Origin of the sequence: Microbacterium sp. NPDC076768, from assembly GCF_040687205.1 — a bacterium.
Taxonomy (GTDB): Bacteria; Actinomycetota; Actinomycetes; order Actinomycetales; family Microbacteriaceae; genus Microbacterium.
Window position 1 is genome coordinate 905,821 of record NZ_JBFBMU010000001.1, and the last position, 23,477, is coordinate 929,297.

Here is a 23,477-nt window from a genome sequence, read left to right on the forward strand (position 1 = left end):
GCACCGACGTCGAAGGCCTCTCCTGTCGTGAGGCGACAACCCGGGATAGCGACGCCCCGGCCTCTAATTAGAGGATGCCCACAGCGGAGTTCTTGCAGGTTTGTCGCAGACCTACCATGGAGGCATCCCGACTCCCCTGGAGGAATCTCATGGTCGACGCTGCTGTCCGTCCTTCGACGACATCCGATGAAGCGCGCGAGAGTGTAGCTACGCCGCAGATCGATGTTGCCCGCGTAAACGATGCCCTGATGGGCACCTGGGGTGACATTCGCCGCACAGCGCGCGAGATGATCAAAGACTCCGCGTTCTGGCGCGACGACTCGCTGGGTAAAGACGAGCATCGCGAGCGCGTGCTGAACCAGCTCCACTTGCTGGTCGAGAACAAGGCAGTGCACCGCGCTTTCCCGAAGTCGCTCGGCGGGGAAGAGAACAACGGCGCCAACATCGCAGGCTTTGAAGAGCTCGTGGTCGCTGACCCCAGCTTGCAGATCAAGTCGGGGGTGCAGTGGGGGCTCTTCGGGTCGGCGATTCTGCAGCTCGGCACCCAGGAGCACCACGAAAAGTGGCTGCCAGGGGTGATGGATCTTTCGATTCCCGGCGCGTTCGCCATGACAGAGATCGGGCATGGATCTGACGTTGCCTCCGCTGGCACGACCGCGACCTACGACCCAGACACTGAAGAGTTTGTGATCAACACTCCGTTCCGTGGCGCGACCAAGGAGTACCTCGGAAACGCGGCGCTGCACGGCGTCGCAGCCACGGTGTTCGCGCAGCTGATCACCAACGGTGTCAGCCACGGCGTGCACTGCTTCTACGTGCCGTTGCGCGGTGACGATGGTGTTGACCTGCCAGGCATCGGCCGGGAAGACGACGGGCTCAAGGGCGGACTCAACGGCATCGACAATGGCCGGCTGTCGTTTGATCACGTGCGCATTCCGCGCACCAATCTGCTCAACCGCTACGGCGATGTCGCGGTTGATGGCACATACTCCAGCGAGATCGACAGCCCCGGTCGCCGCTTCTTTACGATGCTCGGCACCCTCGTTCAGGGGCGCGTTTCGCTTGATGGCGCTGCCTGCTGGGCATCTGCTCTCGGCTTGAACATCGCGATCACCTACGCGAGCCAGCGTCGCCAGTTCGATGGAGCTAACGGCGAAGAGGTCGTGCTGCTCGACTACGGCAAGCACCAGCGTCGGCTGTTGCCGCGTCTGGCTACGACGTACGCTCAGATTTTTGCGCACGATGAGTTCCTGCAGAAGTTTGACGGTGTCTTCTCCGGACGCATCGACACTCCCGCCGACCGGGAAGACCTCGAAACTCTTGCCGCGGCCCTCAAACCGCTGTCGACCTGGCACGCGCTGGACACGTTGCAGGAGGCCCGCGAGGCCTGCGGCGGCGCCGGGTTCATGTTCGAGAACCGTCTGGTCGGGCTCCGCGCTGACCTCGATATCTACGTCACGTTCGAAGGCGACAACAACGTGTTGTTGCAGCTCGTCGGCAAGCGTCTGCTGACCGACTACGCCAAGCAGTTCCAGGGCAAAGACGCGGCAGCGCTCGCGAAGTTCGCCGTCGGGATGACCGCTGGCAAGCTGTTCCACGGTGCTGGACTGCGTCAGCTCGGACAGGCCGTTTCTGACTTCGGTCAGGTGGGCCGCTCTGTGGAACGCGGGCTGCGCGAAGAGCAGCAGCACGACTTGCTCGCCGGTCGCGTGCAGCAGATGGTGGCAGACATCGCTTCCCGTCTGCGTCCTGGTGCGAAAGACAAGGTACTCGGCGCGCGACTGTTCAACGAAAACCAGGCGGAGCTCATCGAGGCGGCGCGTGCTCACGGCGAGCTGTTGCAGTGGGAGGCGTTCACTGACGCGGTCAACCAGATGCAAGACCCAGACACCAAGACGGTCCTCACCTGGTTGCGCGACCTCTTCGGTCTGCAGCTCATCGAGAAGCACCTCGCCTGGCACTTGATCAACGGCCGCCTGTCTACCCAGCGCGCCGCTGCGGTGTCGAGCTACATCGACCGTCTGTGCACGAGACTGCGCCCATACTCCCTCGACCTCGTCGAGGCATTCGGCTACGAACCAGAGCATGTGCGGGCACCGATCGCCAGTGGTCTGGAGCAGCAGCGCCAGGATGAAGCCAGGGCCTACTACTCCGACCTCGCGGCCTCCGGCCAGGCGCCGCTCCAAGAGAAGGCGATGAAAAAGAAGCGCTGACGCGATGCCAAGGTGTGCGGTGTAACCTCGTGCGGGCGTCCAGCCAGGGCGCACGCACGACAGCAGGGAGCATCACATGAGCACCGTTCACGCCTACGCCGCACCGAGTGAGGGCGCGCCGCTGGAGCGCACCACCATCGAACGCCGAGAACTCGGCCCGCTCGATGTGCTCATCGATATCGCCTTTGCCGGCATCTGCCACTCCGACATCCACACCGTGCGCGGCGACTGGGGTCCGCAGACATACCCGCTCGCCCCCGGCCACGAGATCACCGGCATCGTCGCGGCGGTAGGCAGCGATGTCACCCGGCACGCAGTCGGCGACCGCGTCGGAGTCGGATGCATGGTGAACTCGTGCGGCGAATGCCGCAACTGCCTCCGCGGTGACGAGCAGTTCTGCACCGCCGGTGCGGTTTTCACTTACGGCGCCATCGATCGCGACGGCACGGTGACCCAGGGCGGATACTCCGACCAGGTCGTCGTGACAGAAGGCTTCGTGCTGCGGATTCCTGATTCCATGCCCCTCGACACGGCAGCACCGCTGTTGTGCGCCGGGATCACGACATACTCCCCGTTGCGGCACTGGAACGTCGGCCCCGGCTCACGAGTCGCTGTGGTCGGTCTCGGTGGGCTCGGACATATGGGTGTGCAGATCGCGCACGCGCTCGGCGCCGAAGTCACTGTTCTCTCGCAGACGCTGAACAAGAAAGACGACGGGTTGCGGCTTGGAGCCGATCACTACCGTGCAACGAGTGACCGTGAAACCTTCCGGGAGCTGCGTTCCTCGTTCGACGTCATCCTGAACACGGTGAGCGCAGCGATCGACCTGCGTTCTTACCTCAGCCTGCTCGATGTGAACGGCTCGATGGTCTGTGTCGGTGCGCCTGCTGAGCCGCTCCCGCTCGCGGTCTCGTCGTTGATCGGCGGGCGGCGTTCGCTTGCTGGTTCTAACATCGGCGGTATTCGCGAGACGCAGGAGATGCTCGACTTCTGCGCTGAGCATGGCATCGCCTCTGAGGTAGAGGTAATTGCTGCCTCCGACATCAACGTCGCGTACGAGCGAGTACTTGCCTCTGACGTGCGCTACCGCTTTGTGATTGACGGGACCACTTTCGCCGACTGATCGCCGGCAAAAGTGGCCCAGCCACTTTTACTTGCGGCGCGTTGGCAGGTCGATCGGCCCTGTGACGGAGAGCTCGTCTTCCCAGACTTCGATTCCACGAACTCCGGGGAGGCGAGCCTTCGTGAACACCGGGTTGAGGCCTTCTCTGCGCTGCTGCATGTAGTCCTTCAGCAGCTTGAAGGCGACACCGGAGAGCAAACCGATCGCGATCAAGTTCACGATTGCCATGAAGCCCATCGCGCCGTCGGCGAAGTTCCACACCACATCAGCCGAGACGATCGCTCCGGCGAAGACCGCGACGATGGCGAAGACGCGGTAACCGAGAAGGACGCCGGGCTTTGACGTGATGAACTCGATGTTGGTCTGGCCGTAGTAGTAGTTGCCGAGGATCGAGCTGAACGCGAGCAAGAAGATGATCACGATCAGGAGGATGTTCGACCAACTGCCGAGTGCATCCACCACCGCGCCCTGAGTGAGATCGATGCCACGCTCGGCGTTCGCGAGGTCGGGGACCGATACCAGGATGATGAACGCGGTAATCGAGCAGACGAGGAACGTGTCGAAGTAGACGCCGAGCGTCTGCACGAGACCCTGCTTGACGGGGTGCGTCACGGCGGCACTGGCTCCCGCGTTCGGTGCAGATCCGAGGCCGGCCTCGTTAGAGAACATGCCGCGCTTCACACCGGTCAAGATGATGTAGCCGAGCGTGGCTCCGACGACCTCGTTCGGGCCGAATGCCTGGGTGAAGATGAGGGCGAACACCTCGGGGAGGCGCTCGATGTTCATCGCGACAATGACGAGTCCGAGCAGCAGGTAAAGCAGCGCCATCACCGGAACAAGCGTCTGGGTGACGGAGGCAATTCGTCGCACACCACCGAAGATGACGAGCCCCATCAGCAGTGCGAGCGAAGCGCCGATGGCGAAGGGCAGCCATGCGGCAGTGTCGTCGCCGAAGCTTCCCGAGATCGTTGCCTTGATGGTGTTGGCCTGCAACGAGCTGAACGCGATCGGGAAGCAGATGATCAGGATGATCGCGAAGACGATGCCCATCCAGCGGGCTCCGAGCCCACGCTGCATGTAGTACGCGGGGCCACCGAGGAAGCCATTCTTGTCTCGCGTTTTGTAGAGCTGGGCAAGCGTCGACTCGATGAATGCCGAAGCTCCACCGATGAAAGCCATGAGCCACATCCAGAAGATCGCTCCGGGACCACCGATGGCGATAGCGGTACCGACACCGGCGATGTTGCCGACGCCGACCCGTGACGCAGCGGAGATCGTGAACGCCTGGAACGCCGAAACGGACTGCGGCTTACCGGAGTCGTCCAGCGGGGTGCGGTCCTTCAGGGTGCGAAACATTTCCGGGATCAGCCGGAACTGCACGACACCGGAGCGCAGCGTGAAGTACAGCCCGAGGAGGACAACGATCGGCAAAACGATCCACGTCCACAGGTTGTCGCCCCAGGTGAGGAGCCATTCGTTCAGTTCATCCATCCGCACAGTCTGGCGGACATACCCCGGGCAGACCAGTATTTCAGTCTCTAAACGCGAGGAGAGTTCGTTGTCGGTGATCGTGCGTAGGGTGAGCGCATGACATCGTTGCTCACCGGCCCAGACGCTATCGACCGTTGTGCCTGGGTGGGCGACGACGCGGAGTACCGCCGCTATCACGACGAGGAGTGGGGTTCGCCGCTGCACGGCGACAGACGGCTCTTCGAGAAGATGTCGTTGGAGGGCTTTCAGGCAGGGTTGGCGTGGATCACGATTCTGCGCAAGCGCCCACGGTTCCGCGAGGTGTTCGCGGCGTTTGACCCCGCCACCGTGGCCTCGTTTGGTGAAGACGATGTCGAACGGCTGATGGCGGATGCGGGAATCGTGCGTAACCGCGCGAAGATCGAGGCAACTATCGGGAATGCTCGCCTCGTGCGCGACATGGCCGATGGTGAGTTCGATGAACTGATGTGGTCGTTTTCTCCACCCGCGTCTGGCGCCAGCCCTGCATCCATGGCCGAGGTGCCCGGTGTCACACCAGAGTCAACGGCGATGAGCAAAGAACTGCGTCGGCGAGGATTCCGGTTTGTGGGTCCGACCACCATGTACGCCCTGATGCAGTCGGCAGGAATGGTCGATGATCACATCGTGGGGTGTTGGCGCGGCTGACACAACGATGGGCGACCACACGACTTATCGAGACGGTCGATATAATCGCTCTGGGGGGATCGTTCGGCGCGGAGCGTCTGACGAAAGTTGCATGCGGCCTCCCACCTGACCGTGAGGAGTACGAGTGGCTACGCGCATTGCTGCGACACCGCCGACTCTGGCCGGCTACAGCTATGTGCGCCCGCTCGGTTCCGGAGGCTTCGCTGATGTCTTTCTCTACGAGCAAGACATGCCGCGCAGAGTCGCCGCCGTGAAAGTGTTGCTGGCCGATGCCGTCAACCCTGAGGTGTTGCGCACTTTCAACGTGGAGGCAGATATCTCTGCGCGTCTGAGCGCGCACCCTTCGATCGTCACGATCTATCAAGCGTCGATCTCGGCCGACGGTCGACCGTACTTCGCCATGGAGTACTGCCCCGACACGATGAGCGCGCGATACAAGAAAGCACCACTGCAGCTCGCGGAAGTGCTCGACATTGGGGTCCGTATTGCGGGTGCATTGGAGACAGTGCACAGGGCAGGTTTGCTTCATCGCGATATCAAGCCGTCAAACGTGCTCGTCAACTCGCTCGGCGCCCCCGTGCTCGCGGACTTCGGTATTGCCGCAGCCGTGATCGATGAAGGCGATGGAGAAACCATCGCGATGTCTGTGCCGTGGAGCGCTCCCGAAGTGCTTCAGGAACGGGTATCGGGGTCTGTGCCCAGCGAGATCTGGAGTTTTGGGGCGACGCTGTACACGCTGCTCGCCGGACGAAGCCCGTTTGAACGCGATGATCGGGGTTCGAACTCGCGGGATCAGCTCACCGACCGGATTATCAAGGCTCGGTACACGGCGGTCCCGATCCACGGGGTTCCGCCCATCATCGACGACATCTTCGCGAGCACTATGCACAGGGATCCCGCGAAGCGACCGGCCAGCATGGCAGACCTTGCGGAGCGGTTGCGTTGGGCGCAGTACGAGCTCGGTATCGTGCCGACGGCCTTCGAGGCGGCGTCGGCAGAATGGGCGGCTGCCGCACCGGTGAGCTTCGCGGACTCTGCCGTTCGCGGCCCCGTCATCACGACGGTTGCCACAGAATCCCGCAGAGCGGCGAGGGCGGCTCGACCACAAGTGGCTCGAGAAGAACGTGACGAGCTTCCGTCTTCACCGCGCAGACGACGTTCGTCTCTCTCTGCCGGCATCGTCGGGGCACTCATCGGTGCCTCCGTGCTTGCAGCGGTCGGAACCGCTGTGCTCTTTCTCACCGGGGTTCTCTGATGGCCGTTGGTGACCGCCGCGTAGCCGAGGCGAAGCCGCGATCGCGCGGTCGGTTGATCACAGCGATTTCTGCGGTGTCCGCACTTATCGTGGTTGTGACGCTCGCCGTTACGGCACAGGGGTACGAGTCACAAGAGGTTCCTCGGCTCGATTCGTCGGTCTGGGTGATGCGTGAAAGTGGCCAATATGCGCGCGTGAACACCGAGCTCGCCGAGATCGACACCGTGCGAACCGTCGATGACCCTGAGGCTGTGTGGCAGAGCGGCTCGGCTGCGGTGCTGTATGCGCAAGGAAACAGGCAGCGCTGGGACCTCGATCCGGCGAACCCTGCAGATCTTGTCGCCGATTCTTCCGACGAAGGAACCCCGCTGGCCTCGGAGCCCACACCGGCAGGAACACGAGAGATTCTCTCCGCTGGTGCGTATGTGGCCTATCGCACCGACACAGGTCAGGTTTCTGTCTCAACCCTCGATGCGGGGGCGGGAACAGCGCTGGTCGATCCCTTCGCCGAGGTTGAGGTCGAGGAGGGTGAAGACCCGCCGACCTACACGGCGGATGCGGTGGGACTGTCGCCAGACGGATTGTTGGTGCTCTACTCCGCAGACGAGGAGGCGGTACGCCGTTTCAGCATCGCTGAGCACCGGTTCCTGGGTGATCCTGCGACCGTAGCTGAGGCTCCCGATGCAGCAGACGGGCTGGCTGTTGCTGTCGTCGGTGATCGCTGGGCAATGCTGCAACCTGCATCTGGCGAGCTGTGGCTTTCTGGTCGGGATCAACCACTCGCGCTCGACATTGCGGAAGACGCAAAGTTGCAGGGTGGCGCCGCAGAAGGCGAGACGCTTTTCATCGCCGACTCTGCTGGCCTGATGGCCGTCGAGTTTGCGTCTGGCGATTCCGAACGGGTGGCTACGGAGGAAGGCGTGCCAGCTGCCCCGGTTGTGGTGGGCGGCAAGACGTACGCCGCTTGGCTCGACACGGCAGCCGGAGCGCTGTGGACTGATGGCGAGACGACATCGTTGCGTGTCCCAGACGACACCCTCGATTCAGCGGCTATCACTCCGGTCTTCCGGGAGAACGGCGATCGCGCGGTCTTGAGCGAGATGAGCACTGGACTCATCTGGAACGCCATGGATGGCGTGCTCATTCCGCTCGAACAGTGGAAAGTCGAAGACGACACCGAGGAGCAGGAAGGCACGGTCGTCGTCGAAGATGTGGCGGAGCAGCTTCCACCCGTCGCCGTTGACGACGCTTTCGGGGTGCGTGCAGGGGAACAAGTGATCTTGCCTGTTCTGCTCAACGATCACGATCCGAACAAGAAAGACGTTCTGACGATCGACCCTGAGTCGGTTTCTGGTGAACTCGCAGACCCCGCCTTCGGAGAGTTGTCGGTCGTCGCCAATGGGCAGTCCCTGGTTGTGAACGTAAAAGCAGGATCAGGGCAGACAAGCTTTACGTACGCGGTCACAGACGGTGCAGCGGTGTCTCAGCCAGCGACGGTGACGCTCAGCGTCGTCGACCCGAGTGTGAACTCGGCGCCAGTGTGGTGCGGCGTCGAGGCATGTAAGCAAGAATGGCCGACGCCTCAGCTTCTTCCCGGAGGAAGCACAGTCGTCGAGGTGCTCTCCGCGTGGGTCGACCCCGAGGGGGACCCTTTCGTTCTCAGTGATGCATACGAGACAGACCCGTCGGCCCCCGTGATGGTGGTGCCGATGGCGGACGGACGTGTGGCTGTCCGCCATACCGATCCGAACGCGACGGAGGCTGTCGTTGCGATCACGGTGGTCGTTCAAGATGTGTATGGAGCGACCGCAGAAAAGACCCTCGATGTGCAGGTCACAGGGAGTCCCGCGCTCTTGGCCTCGCCGGTCGCGCTGACCGCCAGGGTTGGCGAGCTGCAGTCTGTACGAATCTCGGACCACCTGTCGGGAGGGTCAGGGTCGTACCGCCTAGTTGACGCTGTGCAGACGGCGGCAACGGCGCAGGGACTGGAGGTGAACCCGAATCCTGCTGCGGGGACGGTGGAGATGACCGTCGACAAGCCAGGACAGTATGTGGTGACCTACACCGCGCAAGACGTCTCTACTCAAGCGGAGCAATCAGCGGTGATTCGCATCACCGCGGTGGATGGCTCGTCCGCGCTGGCAATGGCTCCGCTCACTGCTTTCGTGCGCGAGGGTGAAGACACTACGGTTGACGTTCTTCGAGCTGTGCAGAACACCAGCGGGCGGGTGCTGTTGCTGGCAGACGCGGTCAGCTCTACGCCCCAGCTCAACGTGCGGGCAGTGGGCAACGAGAGTATTCGCATCAACGGCACCACCGAAGATGGTGAACCGGGCGCGATAGGCAAAGCGCTTGTGACCGTCGCGGACGGATCAGGGGCGGCAGTGCAGGGGGCCGTAACGGTCTTTCTCACCCCACCGTCGACCGTCACAAGGCCCATCGTCTTTTCTGACGCGATCACTGTTCGTGCGGGTTCCCTCACGCGCATAAATGTCACGGCCAATGACGTCGCGCCGCGTGGTGAGCCTCTCGTCGTGCTCCCTGAAGTGACGGGGTCTGGTGAACCGGACGAGCTTGTCTTTGCAGACAGCAATGCGCTGCGCTACCTCGCCCCGACGACCCCCGGTACCTACCGCCTGACGTACTCGGTCTCGCTGGAGCGCAACCCTTCGCTGTATGACGATGGCTTCGTGACCGTCACGGTCGTCCCGCCGGGGACCAATCGTGCGCCCACACCCACGACGCTCACTGGGCGGGTGCTGAGTGGTCAATCGGTGTCGCTTCCTGTCCCATCGACGGGGATGGACAGCGACGGTGATCGCGTCGTGCTGGCGGGTATCAATCAGCCAGACAAGGGTGCGGGGACGGCGACGATCTCCGCGAGCGGGGAATCCATCGTGTACCGGGCGCCGGCAGATGGCGTGGCAGGCGGACAGGTCGCTTTTCAGTACACGGTGCGTGACCCGCAGGGCGAAACCGGAACAGGAACTGTGCGGATCGGGGTGCTCGACGCAGATATCGAAGACGCGGCACCAGTGACGTTCAGTGACTACGTTCGCGTCGAAGCTGGTTCGAAGATTCCGATCGTGCTGGACCCGAGGTCGAATGATCTTGATCCGGCGCAGAGCGAGCTTGAGATTACTGAGCTCGTGCCCAATGCGCCCCCGGTAAAGGGCAACCCGCTGTACGAGCGGCTGAATGCGCTGATTGATTCTGATACTTCATTGGATGAGGGGCGCGTGGTGTTGCGTGCCGGTGACACGGCTGGCACGAACTCATACTTCTATACCGTCAGGTCGGAACGCACGTCGAGCACCGCACAGGGGCTCATCGTGGTCACGGTGACCGACGAATCCATTGCAGACCAGCCGAGTGTTGCCGATACCGTGCTCACCGCCCGAGACCGTGACGACCTTGCCGATGCAGGCGTCGACGTCGTGACAGACCGTGTGAGTTGGCCTTCGGGCGACACATCGTCGCTGAAGTTGGCGCTGTGGGGAGACCAACAGGGGTATACGGTGCAGGGCAACCGCATCGTTGGCGAAGCTCCGAAGGAAGGTGCGTTGGTTCCTTTCCAGCTCACCGGTTCAGCGGCGGGCGGCCGCAATGTGGTCGCTTATGGATTCCTGCGCATCCCCGCCTTCGACGACATGCAGGTGCAACTCAGACCAGGGGTTACCCCTGTCGTGGTTGACGAAGATGCCTCTGCATCCTTTGTCGTCGGCGATTACGTCGACTTGGTGAAGTCTGACACCGTAGAAATCGGCACTGGTCAGTTCTTGGCGCAGCGTTCCGCTGCCTCCTGTTCCGCCGAAGGGACGGACGGTGCCGTCTACAGCGCAGGCCGAGAAGCACCGTGGTCTGACAGTTGCTTGATTCCTGTGCGGCTTCAGGGGCAGAAACGCTGGTCCTACATCACCGTGCCCGTCAGTATTCGCCCGGCAGAGCCACAACTCCTTCTCTCCTCCATCTCGCGCACGATCGCGCCTGGATCAACGGAAAGCGTTGATCTCTACGCCAACATGGCGGCATGGGAAGGCGGCAGAGAGGGCAATGCCGGTTCGCTCGACTACCGCATCGTCCACTCGGGCTCTGCGTTCATCGTCACCCAGAGCGGAGCGAAGCTCACCGTTGAAGCGCGCGCTGATGCCCGGCCAGGTAACGCCGAAAACGTCAGCATCACGGTGGCGCAGTACGGGCAACCTTCGGCATCGGTGCGCCTGATCGTTGGCGCGGCACCGCCGGATGCCCCTCGCGGCGCCACGTTTACAAAGCAGTGCGTTGTGACGAGCTCGAATTGCACCATCGACGTCGTCGACATTGCTGGCGAGTACGATCCGTTCGCCGGTAAGCCAGGATCAGGGCTTCGATTGGTGTCGTTGGGATCGGGCGCCCGGTGCGATGTCGCATCCATTGCTACCTCCGGAAGCAAGGCAATCACGGCAAGTTGGCCAGGTGGCGGACAGGCTCCTGGTGGTCAGTGCATCGTTCCGTTTGTGGTCTCTGATGCTCAAGGTCGTACCGGAACGGGAACGCTCACCCTCGACCTGCAAGGTTTCCCGCAAGCTCCGGCGAGTGTCACCACGGTCGGGTTCACCCGTTCAACTGTCGTTCTTGAGATTCCGCTCGGAGAAGCAGGGCGAGCTCATCCTGCGGTCTCTCGGCTGGCGATCCTCCAAGATGGATCACCCGCGAATGCCTCATGCAGCGCGGCCGGGAGCGTGTATCGCTGCACGGTGAGTGGGCTGGTCAATGGTGCCCCACACGTGTTTACGGCTTCGGCGGTCAATGCTGTCGGCACCTCAGCGGCCACATCTCCACACACAAGCTGGGCCTACGCTGCGCCTGTCGTGTCGAGTGCATCGGCTTCCCCTGTGTACCGCGCCGGTGTGACCGATCGCAGTCGCGGGGTAGCGGCGTTGTCGATTAGTTCTTCCGATGACGCGGTGTCGTTCCGCGTCGAAGAGACGGGAGAGGTCATCAACCGCACCGGTGCGACCACCTCTGCCGACGTTGCTCTGCAGCCAGGAGCGCAGACGATCAGAATCGTGCCGATCAGTCAGTTCCAGCCGCCCACCGGTGACGCGGGGAACGAGGGCGGTACGTTCCCCGTTTCGGTCACGGTCGCGGGCGCGGTCTATTTTGATCCAGCGGGGACTCGCGCTGACGCGGCTTCGAACACCTCAGTGAACGTCTCAGGCATCAGCGCGAAAGCGAACGGCAGCGCGCTCAATGTTGAGGTGGTGTACGTCGCCTGGCGTTCAGGGAACGTCGTGTGCAGTGCGGATGCGGCCGGACGCCTCTCGGTATCCGGCGCCGAAGTGAGCTCAGATTCCCCTTCGATTCAAGGGCTCCAGCGTTACCAGAGCTATAACGTCAAGGCCTGCGCATCCAATGGGTATGGGGTCGCCGAGTCGTCGACGACATCCGTATTCACTTTCACTTTCCTTGATGGGCCAAGCGGCAATACGGCATACAAAGTCGCGACCTCCCCGACACGAGACGGCGACAGATACGCGTACGGATTGGAATCGGCGCCGCGCCTAGACACAGAGCCGGGGTTCGCAGCGCAGTACAACGTGTACGGCTCATGGCAGAGCGACTTCTCACTCAGCCCAGAGTCCTCACCAGCACAAGTGCGTGCACGAGAGTGCCACCAATCCCAGGGCAACTCCTGTTCGAGCATGGTGAACATCACCGCGACCACGGCGCCCACCGTCGTTAATGTCGCCTTTGAGGCGTGCATGCCTGCCCGCGAAGAAGATGTGGTGACGGTGTCAAGCGCCGCACGAGGCGCGTACACCCTTGTGTCAACGCCGGTCGTCGACGAACCAGACACTTTTGACGTGAAGATCACCTGGACGAGAGATTTCGCAACCTTGTCTTCGATCGAACACCGCGTCACTGGTGTGTGTCCCTAACCGCTGCGCCTCGAACGCGCCCTACACGAATACTCTTTCCCTATGCCAGCTTCTTCAGCAGCACCCGTGACCATCGCTCCCGAACAGGCAGCGTGGTTCGCTGAAACATTCTCTATCCTGACCGGCAATATCGAGCAGGCGATCCTCGGCAAGCGGCATGTGGTCGAGCTGGTGCTCGCCACTGCCGTCAGCGGAGGGCACGTGCTGCTGGAGGATTTCCCTGGCACCGGCAAAACAGCCCTTGCTCGTGCGGTTGCTCAAACCGTGACAGGCACAAGCACGCGCATTCAGTTCACGCCTGACCTGTTGCCAGGAGACGTGACAGGGATCACCGTGTATGACCAGAAGGCGGGAACCTTCGAATTTCACGCGGGACCGGTGTTCGCGAATATCGTGCTGGCAGATGAGATCAACCGTGCAAGCCCGAAGACGCAGTCTGCTCTGCTTGAGGTAATGGAAGAGGGAACAGTCACCGTCGATGGAGTGACGCGTCCCGTGGGGTCGCCGTTCCTCGTGATGGCGACGCAGAACCCGATCGAGCAGGGTGGCACGTATCGCCTGCCAGAGGCTCAGCTCGATCGATTCATGATCAAAACGTCGATCGGCTATCCGGATGAAGCAGCGACCATGCGTATTTTGCAGGGAGCCGGTCGTCCCCAGGTTGTACTCGATGGAATTGTCGGCACCGACACCATCCTGACAATGGCCGAGATGGCGCGCGGTGTGTATGTGAATCCGCTCGTCTCGGACTACATCATGCGCATCGTCGATGCCACGCGGCGTGCGTCAGAAGTGCGGCTCGGGGCCAGTGTGCGAGGCGCTCTGGCGTTGTCTCGGTTGGTGATGACGTGGGCGGCGAAGAACGGCCGCACGTTCGCGACTCCAGACGATGTGCGCGAGCTTGCCGTTGTGGCACTTGCGCACCGTCTCGTGCTCGAACCAGAGGCAGAGTTCGATGGCGTCACCGCGGTGGCGGTGGTGGGACAGATCCTTCTCGACGTCGAGCCCCCGCGTGAGAACGGCACTGCGTGAGCACCAGCTCCGATTCCCGGCTGACGCGCACGACCGCACGTACCAGCACGTCGACCAGGACGAGCACGGTCACGCGGTACGACAGGACGCATCGTGGCCCTGTTCGTGGAGCGGTGTTCGGAGCGCGTCGAGCCGCTCGTCGCACAGGACGTGCGGCCAGAGCGGCTGTCGGATGGGTGCGAGAGACGGTCACGCAAGCGGGAATGCTGGTGGCTGCAGCATTCGTGGCTGGCGTCGCCGCCGGGTACCTCCTCGGGTGGGTAGAGGCCTGGGCGGTGGCAGCCATCGCGCTTGTACTCCTGCTCGCGTGCATCCCGTTCGTGCTGGGAACCCACGATTACCGAATCGACCTCGCGCTGGATCGTGACCGTGTGGTCGCCGGCACAGAAATCGGGGCCACGCTGGACGTGCGCAACAACAGCGCGCGGCTTTCTCTGCCTGGGGTTGTTGACGTACCGGTGGGGGAGGGGCTTGTAGAAGCGCACGTGCCGCTGCTGCGACCAGGGGCGCATCACCGGGAACAGCTTTCGATTGCCGCTCATCGCCGGGGCGTGATTGATGTGGGCCCGATGACGATCACCAGAGGTGACCCGATTGGGATCCTTCGTCGCGAGTTGCAATGGCCAGACGTGCAACGTATTCACGTTCACCCGGTGACTGTGCGTCTTCCGAGCACCAGCGCTGGCCTCATCAGAGACCTGGAGGGAACCCCGAGCACCACGCTTGTTGACGCCGACCTGTCGTTTCATGCTGTGCGGGAGTACGTCATTGGCGATTCTCCACGCCACGTGCACTGGAAGTCGACGGCGAAGACCGGAAAACTCATGGTGCGCCAGTACGAGGAGTCGCGCCATGCGCGAATCGCGATCATTCTCGATCTCGATGTCGACTCCTATGAAAGCGACGATGAGTTCGAGAACACCGTGAGCGCGGCAGCATCACTCGCTCTTCAAGGTGTCCGCGATGGTCGAGAAGTGCTCTTTTCTACAAGTAGCGAAATCCCCGAGCATGATCGTGCGGAAGTGTTCTCCATTCGCACTCTGCCGACCGTTACCCCCAAAGCGCTGCTCGATGCCACATCAACGATCGATATTGGGCCACGTGTGATGCGGCTGGAGGCCGTTGCCACACTGACGGCACAGTCGTACCCCGACCTTTCCATTGGCTTCTTGCTGACCGGATCCCGCATGCCGTTGGAGCGTCTCAGGCACGCCGCGGTGAAGCTGCCAGCGGCCGTCGAAGCGGTGGCGGTTCGCAGCGAGCTCGGTGAGCAACCCACCATGCGCACGGCGCGGGAGCTTTCGGTGATGACCCTGGGCGCCCTGGGTGATCTGCCGCAGATGCTCGCACGAGGAGCACTCAAGTGAGCGGGGCAGGCTCCAAGAGAGGCATTGCGGGATCGCGCCGCGCGCTCGTTCCCTCTGCGCTCACATTTTGGTCGCTTGGCTACGTGCTGTTCGGTGTTCTCCTCGCGACGGCAGCGGCCTGGCCTGTGTACGAAAGCTCGCGTGCCGTCGTGGTGGGTCTCGTCGGTGGGGGACTAGGGATGGCCATCGCTATCACCGCCAGGGCGCTTCGCTGGAGGATGCTGGTCGCTGCGCTCGCCGCCGCAGGCGTCTACCTGCTGGTGGCGGTGCCGCTCGCTGTGCCTTCTGCGCTTTCTTCTTTTCCCGCTTTCTTCGGCGGTGTCCGTGATGCGGTAGCCGGGATCGTGCTCGGCTGGAAGCAGATGCTCACGCTCAATCCGCCGCTGGGGGAGTATCAGGCCGTCCTCATTCCTCTCCTCGTCGTCACGCTCTTCGGCTCTTTCCTCGCAACTCTGCTCGCCCTCGAAACCGGGCGGCGCGCCACCATCGCAGTGCCCGTCGTTACGGCGATGAGCGTCTTCGGTATCGCCTTCGGTATCAGCGGAACGACGACCGCAGTCTCCGTTTTAGGGATGACCCTCCCCGCGCCGCGCGAATGGGTGATCGGCGTTTCACTGTTTGTCGCCTCGCTCGTGTGGCTCGTCGGGCGGGCGAGGTTGCAGAGGGCGGCGGCGCTGCGCGTCGTCGCGGCCGCACAGATTTCTCGCAGCGCAGCCCCCGTCTGGTTGACGGTGCGACGTCACGTTCTTGCGGCGGCGCTGGCCGCTGTGGCGATCGTCGCAGGGTTTGTGGTCACTCCGGTGGCCGCCGGATGGTCAGACCGTTCGGTGCTGCGCGATGAAGTTGAGCCGATGATCGTCGTGCAACAGCAGCCGAGTCCGCTGAGCTCGTATCGATCCTGGTTTTCGGGCGACACGCTCGATCAGGTTGTGGTGCAGGTGCAGGGTGATACTGGCGCGATCGATCGCCTTCGACTCGTCACGCTCGATGCATACGACGGTGAGGACTTTCATATTGATGCAGGCGACCGGTTCAGCCGACTGCCGCTGACTGCCCTTCCCGCTGCGGGCCGGGTATCTCTTGATATAACGATCGGTGAGGCCTACCGGGGCATCTGGGTGCCATCGCCGACTGGCCTCGCAGAAGCACCCGACTTTTCAGGTACACGCGCTGACCTCCTTGCCGACGGATTCCATGTGAACACCAGTGGTGAAACAGCCATCACCATTGCTGAGGTGCCGGGCGGCGGCGAGGGGCTGGTGCCAGGAGACCGATACACGGTGCTCCTAGACGCGCCGGAAGATCCGAGCGACATCACGGGGCTTCAGGGTGGCGCCCCAACTCTTGATGCCGAGCTGTACCCCTCGCTCGTCGAATGGGCCGAGCTGCAGCAGCAGCCGCGCACCGGCGCTGGCTATCTCGAAGTCGTGCAGCGCCTGCGCGACCGCGGCTACCTCAGCCATGCCTTGCTCGACGATGACGCGGCTGCTGGTTGGGTTTCCGCACTCAAAGAGGCGGAGGGATACGCGTTTGCGCCGAGCTACGCTGGCCACTCTGCGGCTCGCATCGAAGAACTCTTCACTGACATGGTCGAGCAAGAACTCAGGGCGGGGGCTGACGCTGCGCCGGAGTCGCTGGTGGCGGCCGTAGGGGATGACGAGCAATTCTCGGTGGCTGCTGCCCTCCTCGCGCAGTACTGGGGTCTGGATTCCCGTGTCGTGATTGGTGCACGGCTCCCGGCAGCAGAGGAAGTGCCAGGGATCCCCGCGTGCACCGACACGTGCGCTGGCGCGAACATGAGTGCCTGGGTAGAGGTGCGCACGGCCGATGAAGACTGGACCCCGGTCGACACGACGCCGCAGTACGCGATGCTGCCCAGTGCAATAACCGAGGGAGAGCAACTCCCAGAGCAGCCGACCGTGCCAGAGCAACCGCGCTCAGAGGCACTGGACCCGCCGGAGGCGCAAAGCGACTCGAACAATGATGCTCCTCCGTTGGAAGAGCAACAGTCGGAGATCCTCGCGATCCTCCTCCCCATTCTTACCGCCGTCGGTCTCAGCCTGTTTGCGATCGTGCTTCTTGCGCTCCCCTTCCTGGTGCTTCTGCTGGCGAAGTGTCAGCGGGGGCGCGTGCGTCGTGCCGCCGATGATCCGGAGGTTCGTCTCGCAGGGGCATGGGAAGAACTTGCTGATGTGTATGGAGACTATGGCGTTGCGATGGATGCCAAGGGCACCCGCGCGCAGCGTGCGCAATCGACTGACCGAGAAGCAGCCGACCGGTTGGCGCTGCTTGTGGACCGTGCCGTCTTTGCGGGATACCCTCCAACAAACGACGACGCGACCGCGGCGTGGAAGATCGTAGATGCAGAGCAAACGGAGCTCGCCAGCGCGGCAAAGCTCTGGCAACGGCTGCTCATGCGTGTGCGACCGACATCATTTATTGTCAGGACGCGGACCGGCGGTAGCCGGAGCGTGTTTGGAGCGTGGCCCTTGCTGGGTACGCTCAGAGGGACCGGTTCGCTTAGCGAACGGAAGAAGGGGGACGCATGACTGCGTCAGCGGAAACCAGTCTCGTCACGGTGCTTGTCGTCCTTGGCGTTCTTGGTCTGCTTCTCTGCATTGCCGTTTACCTCTGGTACGCGCTTGCGCTCTCGCGGCTTTTCCCGCGCATCGGTGGCGAAGGGTGGAAAGGGTGGGTCCCGATTCTCAACGAGTCGGAGATACTTGCGCGAGGCGGAGTTCCCGCGTGGTCAGTGGTGTTCTATTTCATCCCCCTGGTGCAGATCTATGGTCTGTACCTGAAGTTCGTCGCCACTCACCGCATCAACGCGATGTATGGTCGGGGCGCCGGGATGACAGTGTTGGCCATTTTGCTGCCGCCAGTGTGGGCCTCAGTGCTGGCGTGGGGAGCCGCTCCGTATCCGGAGGGCGACCGCTTGGCAGCCATGCAACCCGCTCCTCGGCGCACGGCCCCTGCCGCTGCCGCACCCGCGCGGGATGCATCGGGTTATACGATCCCTGCTCTCGTTCCCTCCGGCAGTATCCCGGTGAGCGCTCCTCCCCTTATCTTCCCGGACTATGCGCCGCCGCAGCCCGCCGAGCCACGATCATTCGCTCCACCGCCCGCACCGGTTGACGCTCACCCGACGACCGGCATCATGGCCGCGATGGGAGGCGACCCGTCCGAGTCGCCCCAGGTGCCTGACGAGTCGCCGCAGGTGCCCGACGAGCCGCCCGTTCCTGAGGTGCAACGCGTGGTGAGATCCGTCCCGCCGACGTTCAGGGATGAGCAGAGTCAGGGGGCAGAGGCGCCGATGCCGACCATCCGTCCGGCTCCTGACCTTTCTCTTGCGGAAGCTCCTGCCAGCGACCCATCAATACAAACGATGGAACCCGCGGTTTCGCCGGTTGCCGGGCTCGCTGCAGACGTGGACAAGACTGTCGTCACCCCACGCCAGACAGATGACGACCTCGAGGCCACTGTCGTTGTTGCTCGCAAGCGAGGCGTGCGACGGGTGCTGGTTTTGGATGATGGCCGTAGGTTCCCTCTTTCCGGGGCGAGTGTGGTGATCGGTCGCAACCCGGTCGGCGAGCCTGGTGAGCAGCGGTTAGCTGTTTCTGACACCACCCGCACACTGTCCAAAACCCATGCCCGTCTCGTCGTGCTGGAAGACGAGTGGCGTTTGACCGATCTCAACGCAACGAATGGTGTCGTGGTGGTCGCTGACGACGGCGCCGAGATGCTGCTCGATCCGGGTGAGAGCGTCGTCGGCACCGGCCGCTTCATCCTGGGCGAAGTGGGGATGCATGTCGTCGCGGAGCGTGATTCGTGACTGTCGCCTCTGTAATCCTCAACGTCGCGTCGCTGACTGACACCGGGCTCACGCGAACCGCGAACGAGGATTCGGTGCTCGACGCATCGCCAGTGTTTCTCGTCGCAGACGGCATGGGTGGGCACGAGGCGGGTGACAGGGCGAGCGCAGCCGTGGTCGCGGCGTTTGAGCCTCTGCGTGGGTGTGCAGTAGACGTCGGCGACATTCGTGATGCCTTGGGCCGAGCATCCGCTGTGGTCGACGATATCGCCGCCGGGCACAAGCGCGGTGCTGGCACGACGGTTACCGGGGTCGCGCTTGTGGAACACGAAGGCGCCCCGCATTGGCTCGTCTTCAACGTCGGTGATTCGAGGGTTTATCGGCATCATGGCAATGAGCTCACCCAGCTCACGATCGATCACTCTCTGGGACAGGAGCTGGTCGACGCTGGCGAGTTGCAAGCAGAAGACCTCGCCTCGTTTGCGCAGCGCAATGTGATCACGCGAGCCATCGGTGCCTCTGACAGCACGGCAGACAGCTGGCTGCTGCCTGTCGTCAACGGGGAGCGACTGTTGCTGTGCGCTGACGGACTCAGTGGCGAGGTCAGTGATGAAGCAATTCGTGCCACGTTGACGATGAACGGAAGGCCGGAGACTGCGGCCGCGGCGCTGATTCATCGGGCGTTGCAAGCCGGAGGGCGCGACAACGTCTCGGTTGTGGTGATCGATGTCGTCGCCGGCGGTGCGAGTACGCGACCGGAAAGCGGCACAGCTGGTCGGGTCGCCGCATCTGCATTCACCGACTCGATGCTCGAAGGCACAACCATCCCAGTGCGGGCCAGATGACCGACGAGAACGAAAACGAAGAGACCGTTGTTCTGAGCCGTCGTGACCGGCGGCAGGCGGGCGCGGACCAGCCAGACGAAGCCACAGTCGTCGTTTCTCGTTCGGTTCGTGGCCTTCGTCGCACGCGTGGCGACGCGGAGAGCACAAATGCAGAAAACCCAGACGAGTCGGCTGCCCCGCCGCGTGTCGCACCATTCGCCCCGCCGCACAGCGGCGCTACTCCTCTGATTTATAAGCCTCGCCCCGCACCGCTCGAGCCCGTCGACCCACCGATTGTGGTCGGCGCTGCGGCACCCACGCGCACCGAGGATCAGAATCTTCCCTCTGTCGTGAAGCAGGGGCAACGCTGGAGCGTGATCGCGCTCGCCGCCGCGGCTAGCGCGTGTGTCGTATCCGTGCTCGGCCTGGTGATGCTCGGGTTTTTCGTTCTCGTCTAGAAAGCAATTTGTCTGCCCATCGGTGTCCCGTATTGTGAGAGCATTTGTTATTCTCTTCACTCCCGCCGGCATCACGTCCTGGCCGTCGATTGCCATAGCGTGATAGACAGCGCCCCCTCGACAAACAGCACGCGCAGGCCGCGCGTTGCAGCCGTGCTCTCACTTGTATTCGGTGGCCTGACGACGATCGTTGCAATAGCGTCGCTCGTCGCTTCGTTGACCGATCCGAGTTTTCTCTTCGTGGGTATCGTCGCGCTGGTTGTCACAACGGTGTCGTTTTTCTTCGCTGGCTTCGCCTTCCGATTCCTCCGCGACCCCTCGACGAGACTCACCGCGATGACCCCCCTGCTCTGGTTGGTCGCCGCAGCATTCTTCATCGGCGTGTTCGGCAGCATGGGAGCCTTCGTCTATGGTCAGGTCGTCCTGAATCAGGAGGCCGCAGCCGTCGGACTGCTCCTGCTGCCGTTGGCTGGAGGCGTCATGGTCACCGGTGCGGTGCTCCTCGGGGCCGTTGTGAGAGCGCGCCAGTCGGTATGAGCTCCGGCCCGTCGACCTTCAGCGACGAGCCTCGACCGCGTATCCCCGAGAGGCCTGAGCGGGGCGGGGCCTAGCTGTTCTTTCCACGGAGGTTGTGGGCAGCGTGGGAAGAACGCCTAGTCCTCCGGATCCGGCTCTTCGAGGAGCCCGCCGGAGCGCTCGCTTTCCGCGGACTCCTCCGCAGGATCATCCCTGCGTCGCCGCAGCACGATGACGATGCCGAGCACGCCGAGCAGAGTTGCTCCGCCAATGGCGACGAACACGGTTGCTTCTTGCGTGAGGAGAAACGGTGAGCCCTCGCTGTCGGGGTCGAGGGATGCTGCGGGCGGCCGAACCGCGCTCTCCGCTGTATCGAAGAACGGGCTGACGGGTCCGCGGGTGGTCGCGTCAGGCAAGAGTTGGATTGCGGCGGACGGCTGAATGAATCCCCACCCGTTCACGTCGTCGCGGTTGTCCGCATCTGCGCGCAGGGCGGTCGCAGCGAGCCGGTACGCCCACCCCGCCGGGGGATCCTCCGGGTGCGCCTCGGCCACCAGAGCTGCGGCCGCACTCGCGTAGCCGGTCGCAAAGCTTGATGCGGGAGCATCCGAGGCGAAAAGGCAGTCGCCTCCACCGGTTGCCGCTGTGAGCACGTTGCTCCCCGGTGCAGTGACGCCAACCTGGGGGCCGTGGATCGAGGTGTCGGTAGCTACACGGTTCGTGTCGGCGGCGCTCACGCCGAGCGCCTGCTCGTAGGCAGCGGGGTAGCGGGGGCCATTCTCGCTCTCGGAATCGGAGGCTCTGTTCCCTCCGCTCGCGACCACCAGAGCACCGACCGCAGCGGCGTGCTCAACAGCGTCGCGCAGGTCAGCGGAGTCGGCGGCCTGCGACAACGACACATTGATGATGTCGGCGCCGTTGTCTGAAGCCCAGCGGATGCCATCAGCGATGCGTTGAGACGTTGGACCAAAACCCTTATCCACGTCATCTTGCGAGTCGCTACGAAAGACTCGCACAGAAAGCAGACGTGCGTCAGGGGCGAGCCCCACCACTCCCGACCCGGCAACAGGCTGCGCAGCTATCTGTCCTGCAATCGCCGTGCCATGACCGGTGGTATCGCTCATGCCGTCGCCGCGCTCGCCATCGCCAACGAGGTCGATACCGCCGACTACCACTCCGGCGAGGTGCGGGTTGCCCGCGTCGATGCCGGAGTCGACGACAGCAACCACGACACCGGCGCCGGTCGCGAGCCGATTCGCTTCTTCGGCGCCCAGCGCAACAAGCGCAGATGGTGCTTCCTGGGCGAGCACCACGTTGCCGGGCTCGCACGCTTGGGTCGCCGTTGAGACGATCGATCCAGAGACGCTGTTCACTGCCAGAGCGGGCATGGGTGCGCCAAAAGCGAGCGTGCTCAGTGCGAGCACGGTCACGGCTGTGCGGCGATACATCAGTTCGTCCCGGAGCCGGGCGATTCTCTCGCAGCTTCAACGGTCAGCGCTGGTCCTGCGGCGAAAAACTCGATCCACGCGTTCGATGCGCGCCCCACGTCAGCGGGGGAGTAGCCGAGCTGGGCGATGGGGTCGCTCGATGTGTCAGATTCGCTTTGTTCGACAATCGCTCCGGGGATCGCGTAGGCCGTGCCAGATTCGTCGACGAGCACTGCCATGCCGACCGCATCGTCTGACGACCCGCTCACCTCTACGAGCGCTCCGCTGTCGACCGCAACATTGACGCGGGAGCGGTCTTCCGGCAGCTCGGCAGTAGTTGCACCGAGCACTGTGCCCGCGTCGTCCGTCAAGACGGCGCACGGCGTTTCGTCAGCGGCGATCGGTGCCAGCGGCTGCAGAGGCCAGTCGTCACCGCCTGCATTTGCAACGGTCGGCACATCGGCGACATCGGCTGGCGAAACTTCAACTTCTGCGCCGGCGTCTTGCCCGCTTCCCAGGAGGTAGAGCTGGTACGCGAGAGGGCTGAGACGAGCAAGCTCGCCGGTGGCGAGGGCCACGTAACGCTCGTCGGCTGGGCTACCTTGCACGTGCACGATAGTTCCCGCGGTCAGGTTGGTGCCATCAATAGAGGCGCCCATGCCGTTGAGGCGGATCGGTTCGAGATCTGCCCCTGCCTCGAAGAGGTTGAGCCAACGTCCGTCGACTTCCAAAACGTCGCTCGTGCCGAGGCCGACGGCGCGAAGCACCGCATTCGCGTCTTTCGCAGGAACCGCGTACCGGAGGCCATCGGCGACCACAAACAGTTCGTCGCCGCGCTGCACCACGGCACCGGCTCCCGGTGACGCCGAAGCGATCGGGGTATTCGCTATCGACACGGCGGCGCCAGCGGTGTCGTCGACGCATGCCGTCCAAGACGAATTGATGAGCGCGTCAGCCGACGGTAGGTCGTCTGGTGCACCGAGGATGCCCACAGAGGGGCCTACAGGAATGTCGTCGAGTGCGCCTTGATCAGTGCGTACCACCTGAAACTCGCCAGCGGGAATCAGCAGGCGGGCGCTTGCGGTGTTGATCACGGGGTAAAGGGTGCCCTCGACAGAGACGTAGCGCGCCCCGGTGTCGGTGGCGATGATGAGGCGGTTGTTTTGCCAGTCATTCGGAAGGCCCGGCTGCATGATGCCCCAAAAGACTCCGACAAGAATGACGGCGACAGTAAGCGCGACGCCGGCAACCACAGCCCGTAGCGGCTTTGCAGGGTCGAGCTCTTTTCCACCGGGGGCTCCGCCAGTGAAGGCAGAGAGAAGGCGTCTTCTGCTGAAGCCCTGGGCTTCGATGAGATCTTTCTTAGTCGCCAT

15 protein-coding genes are annotated in these 23,477 nt (G+C 63.2%); 12 read left to right on the plus strand and 3 right to left on the minus strand.

The window, feature by feature from the left end:
* The first annotated feature begins 149 nt into the window (after positions 1-149).
* Entirely contained in the window at positions 150-2,213 is a 2,064-nt protein-coding gene (locus tag AB0O87_RS04545; protein ID WP_363512146.1) for an acyl-CoA dehydrogenase, read from the plus strand.
* A gap of 76 nt (positions 2,214-2,289) precedes the next feature.
* Complete coding sequence (locus AB0O87_RS04550) at positions 2,290-3,336, plus strand: NAD(P)-dependent alcohol dehydrogenase (protein WP_363512148.1); 1,047 nt, start codon at positions 2,290-2,292, stop codon at positions 3,334-3,336.
* Positions 3,337-3,363: 27 nt separating this feature from the next.
* Here AB0O87_RS04550 and AB0O87_RS04555 read toward each other — a convergent pair whose 3' ends face one another.
* Entirely contained in the window at positions 3,364-4,827 is a 1,464-nt protein-coding gene (locus AB0O87_RS04555) for an alanine/glycine:cation symporter family protein (protein ID WP_363512150.1), read from the minus strand.
* Between the two features lie 96 nt (positions 4,828-4,923).
* On the opposite strand from AB0O87_RS04555, the gene AB0O87_RS04560 reads away from it, so the two are divergent.
* From AB0O87_RS04560 to AB0O87_RS04605, 10 genes are all read left to right on the plus strand, one after another.
* Positions 4,924-5,493 carry a DNA-3-methyladenine glycosylase I gene (locus AB0O87_RS04560; RefSeq protein WP_363512152.1) on the plus strand — a complete coding sequence of 190 codons (570 nt, stop codon included), beginning with the start codon at positions 4,924-4,926 and terminating at the stop codon, positions 5,491-5,493.
* A gap of 124 nt (positions 5,494-5,617) precedes the next feature.
* Entirely contained in the window at positions 5,618-6,748 is a 1,131-nt protein-coding gene (locus tag AB0O87_RS04565) for a serine/threonine-protein kinase (protein WP_363512154.1), read from the plus strand.
* Positions 6,748-12,669 (plus strand): Ig-like domain-containing protein, encoded by a 5,922-nt coding sequence (locus AB0O87_RS04570; RefSeq protein ID WP_363512156.1) that lies wholly within the window; start codon positions 6,748-6,750, stop codon positions 12,667-12,669. The genes AB0O87_RS04565 and AB0O87_RS04570 overlap by 1 nt, the downstream gene beginning before the upstream one ends.
* A gap of 42 nt (positions 12,670-12,711) precedes the next feature.
* Complete coding sequence (locus AB0O87_RS04575) at positions 12,712-13,701, plus strand: MoxR family ATPase (protein WP_363512158.1); 990 nt, start codon at positions 12,712-12,714, stop codon at positions 13,699-13,701.
* The gene (locus AB0O87_RS04580) at positions 13,698-15,068 is read left to right on the plus strand and encodes a DUF58 domain-containing protein (protein WP_363512160.1); all 1,371 of its coding nucleotides are present in this window, start codon (positions 13,698-13,700) and stop codon (positions 15,066-15,068) included. Before AB0O87_RS04575 ends, AB0O87_RS04580 begins: the two co-directional genes overlap by 4 nt.
* Complete coding sequence (locus AB0O87_RS04585) at positions 15,065-17,617, plus strand: transglutaminase domain-containing protein (protein ID WP_363512162.1); 2,553 nt, start codon at positions 15,065-15,067, stop codon at positions 17,615-17,617. The genes AB0O87_RS04580 and AB0O87_RS04585 overlap by 4 nt, the downstream gene beginning before the upstream one ends.
* Complete coding sequence (locus AB0O87_RS04590; protein WP_363512164.1) at positions 17,614-18,900, plus strand: DUF5684 domain-containing protein; 1,287 nt, start codon at positions 17,614-17,616, stop codon at positions 18,898-18,900. Before AB0O87_RS04585 ends, AB0O87_RS04590 begins: the two co-directional genes overlap by 4 nt.
* Complete coding sequence (locus AB0O87_RS04595; RefSeq protein WP_363512166.1) at positions 18,897-19,724, plus strand: protein phosphatase 2C domain-containing protein; 828 nt, start codon at positions 18,897-18,899, stop codon at positions 19,722-19,724. Before AB0O87_RS04590 ends, AB0O87_RS04595 begins: the two co-directional genes overlap by 4 nt.
* Positions 19,721-20,161, plus strand: coding sequence for a hypothetical protein (locus tag AB0O87_RS04600; RefSeq protein WP_363512168.1), 441 nt, complete (start codon positions 19,721-19,723; stop codon positions 20,159-20,161). Before AB0O87_RS04595 ends, AB0O87_RS04600 begins: the two co-directional genes overlap by 4 nt.
* A gap of 153 nt (positions 20,162-20,314) precedes the next feature.
* The gene (locus tag AB0O87_RS04605; protein WP_363512170.1) at positions 20,315-20,698 is read left to right on the plus strand and encodes a hypothetical protein; all 384 of its coding nucleotides are present in this window, start codon (positions 20,315-20,317) and stop codon (positions 20,696-20,698) included.
* 116 nt (positions 20,699-20,814) lie between these two features.
* Here AB0O87_RS04605 and AB0O87_RS04610 read toward each other — a convergent pair whose 3' ends face one another.
* Positions 20,815-22,125, minus strand: coding sequence for a S8 family serine peptidase (locus AB0O87_RS04610; RefSeq protein WP_363512172.1), 1,311 nt, complete (start codon positions 22,123-22,125; stop codon positions 20,815-20,817).
* Positions 22,125-23,477 carry a type VII secretion protein EccB gene (gene eccB / locus AB0O87_RS04615; protein ID WP_363512174.1) on the minus strand — a complete coding sequence of 451 codons (1,353 nt, stop codon included), beginning with the start codon at positions 23,475-23,477 and terminating at the stop codon, positions 22,125-22,127. The genes AB0O87_RS04610 and eccB overlap by 1 nt, the downstream gene beginning before the upstream one ends.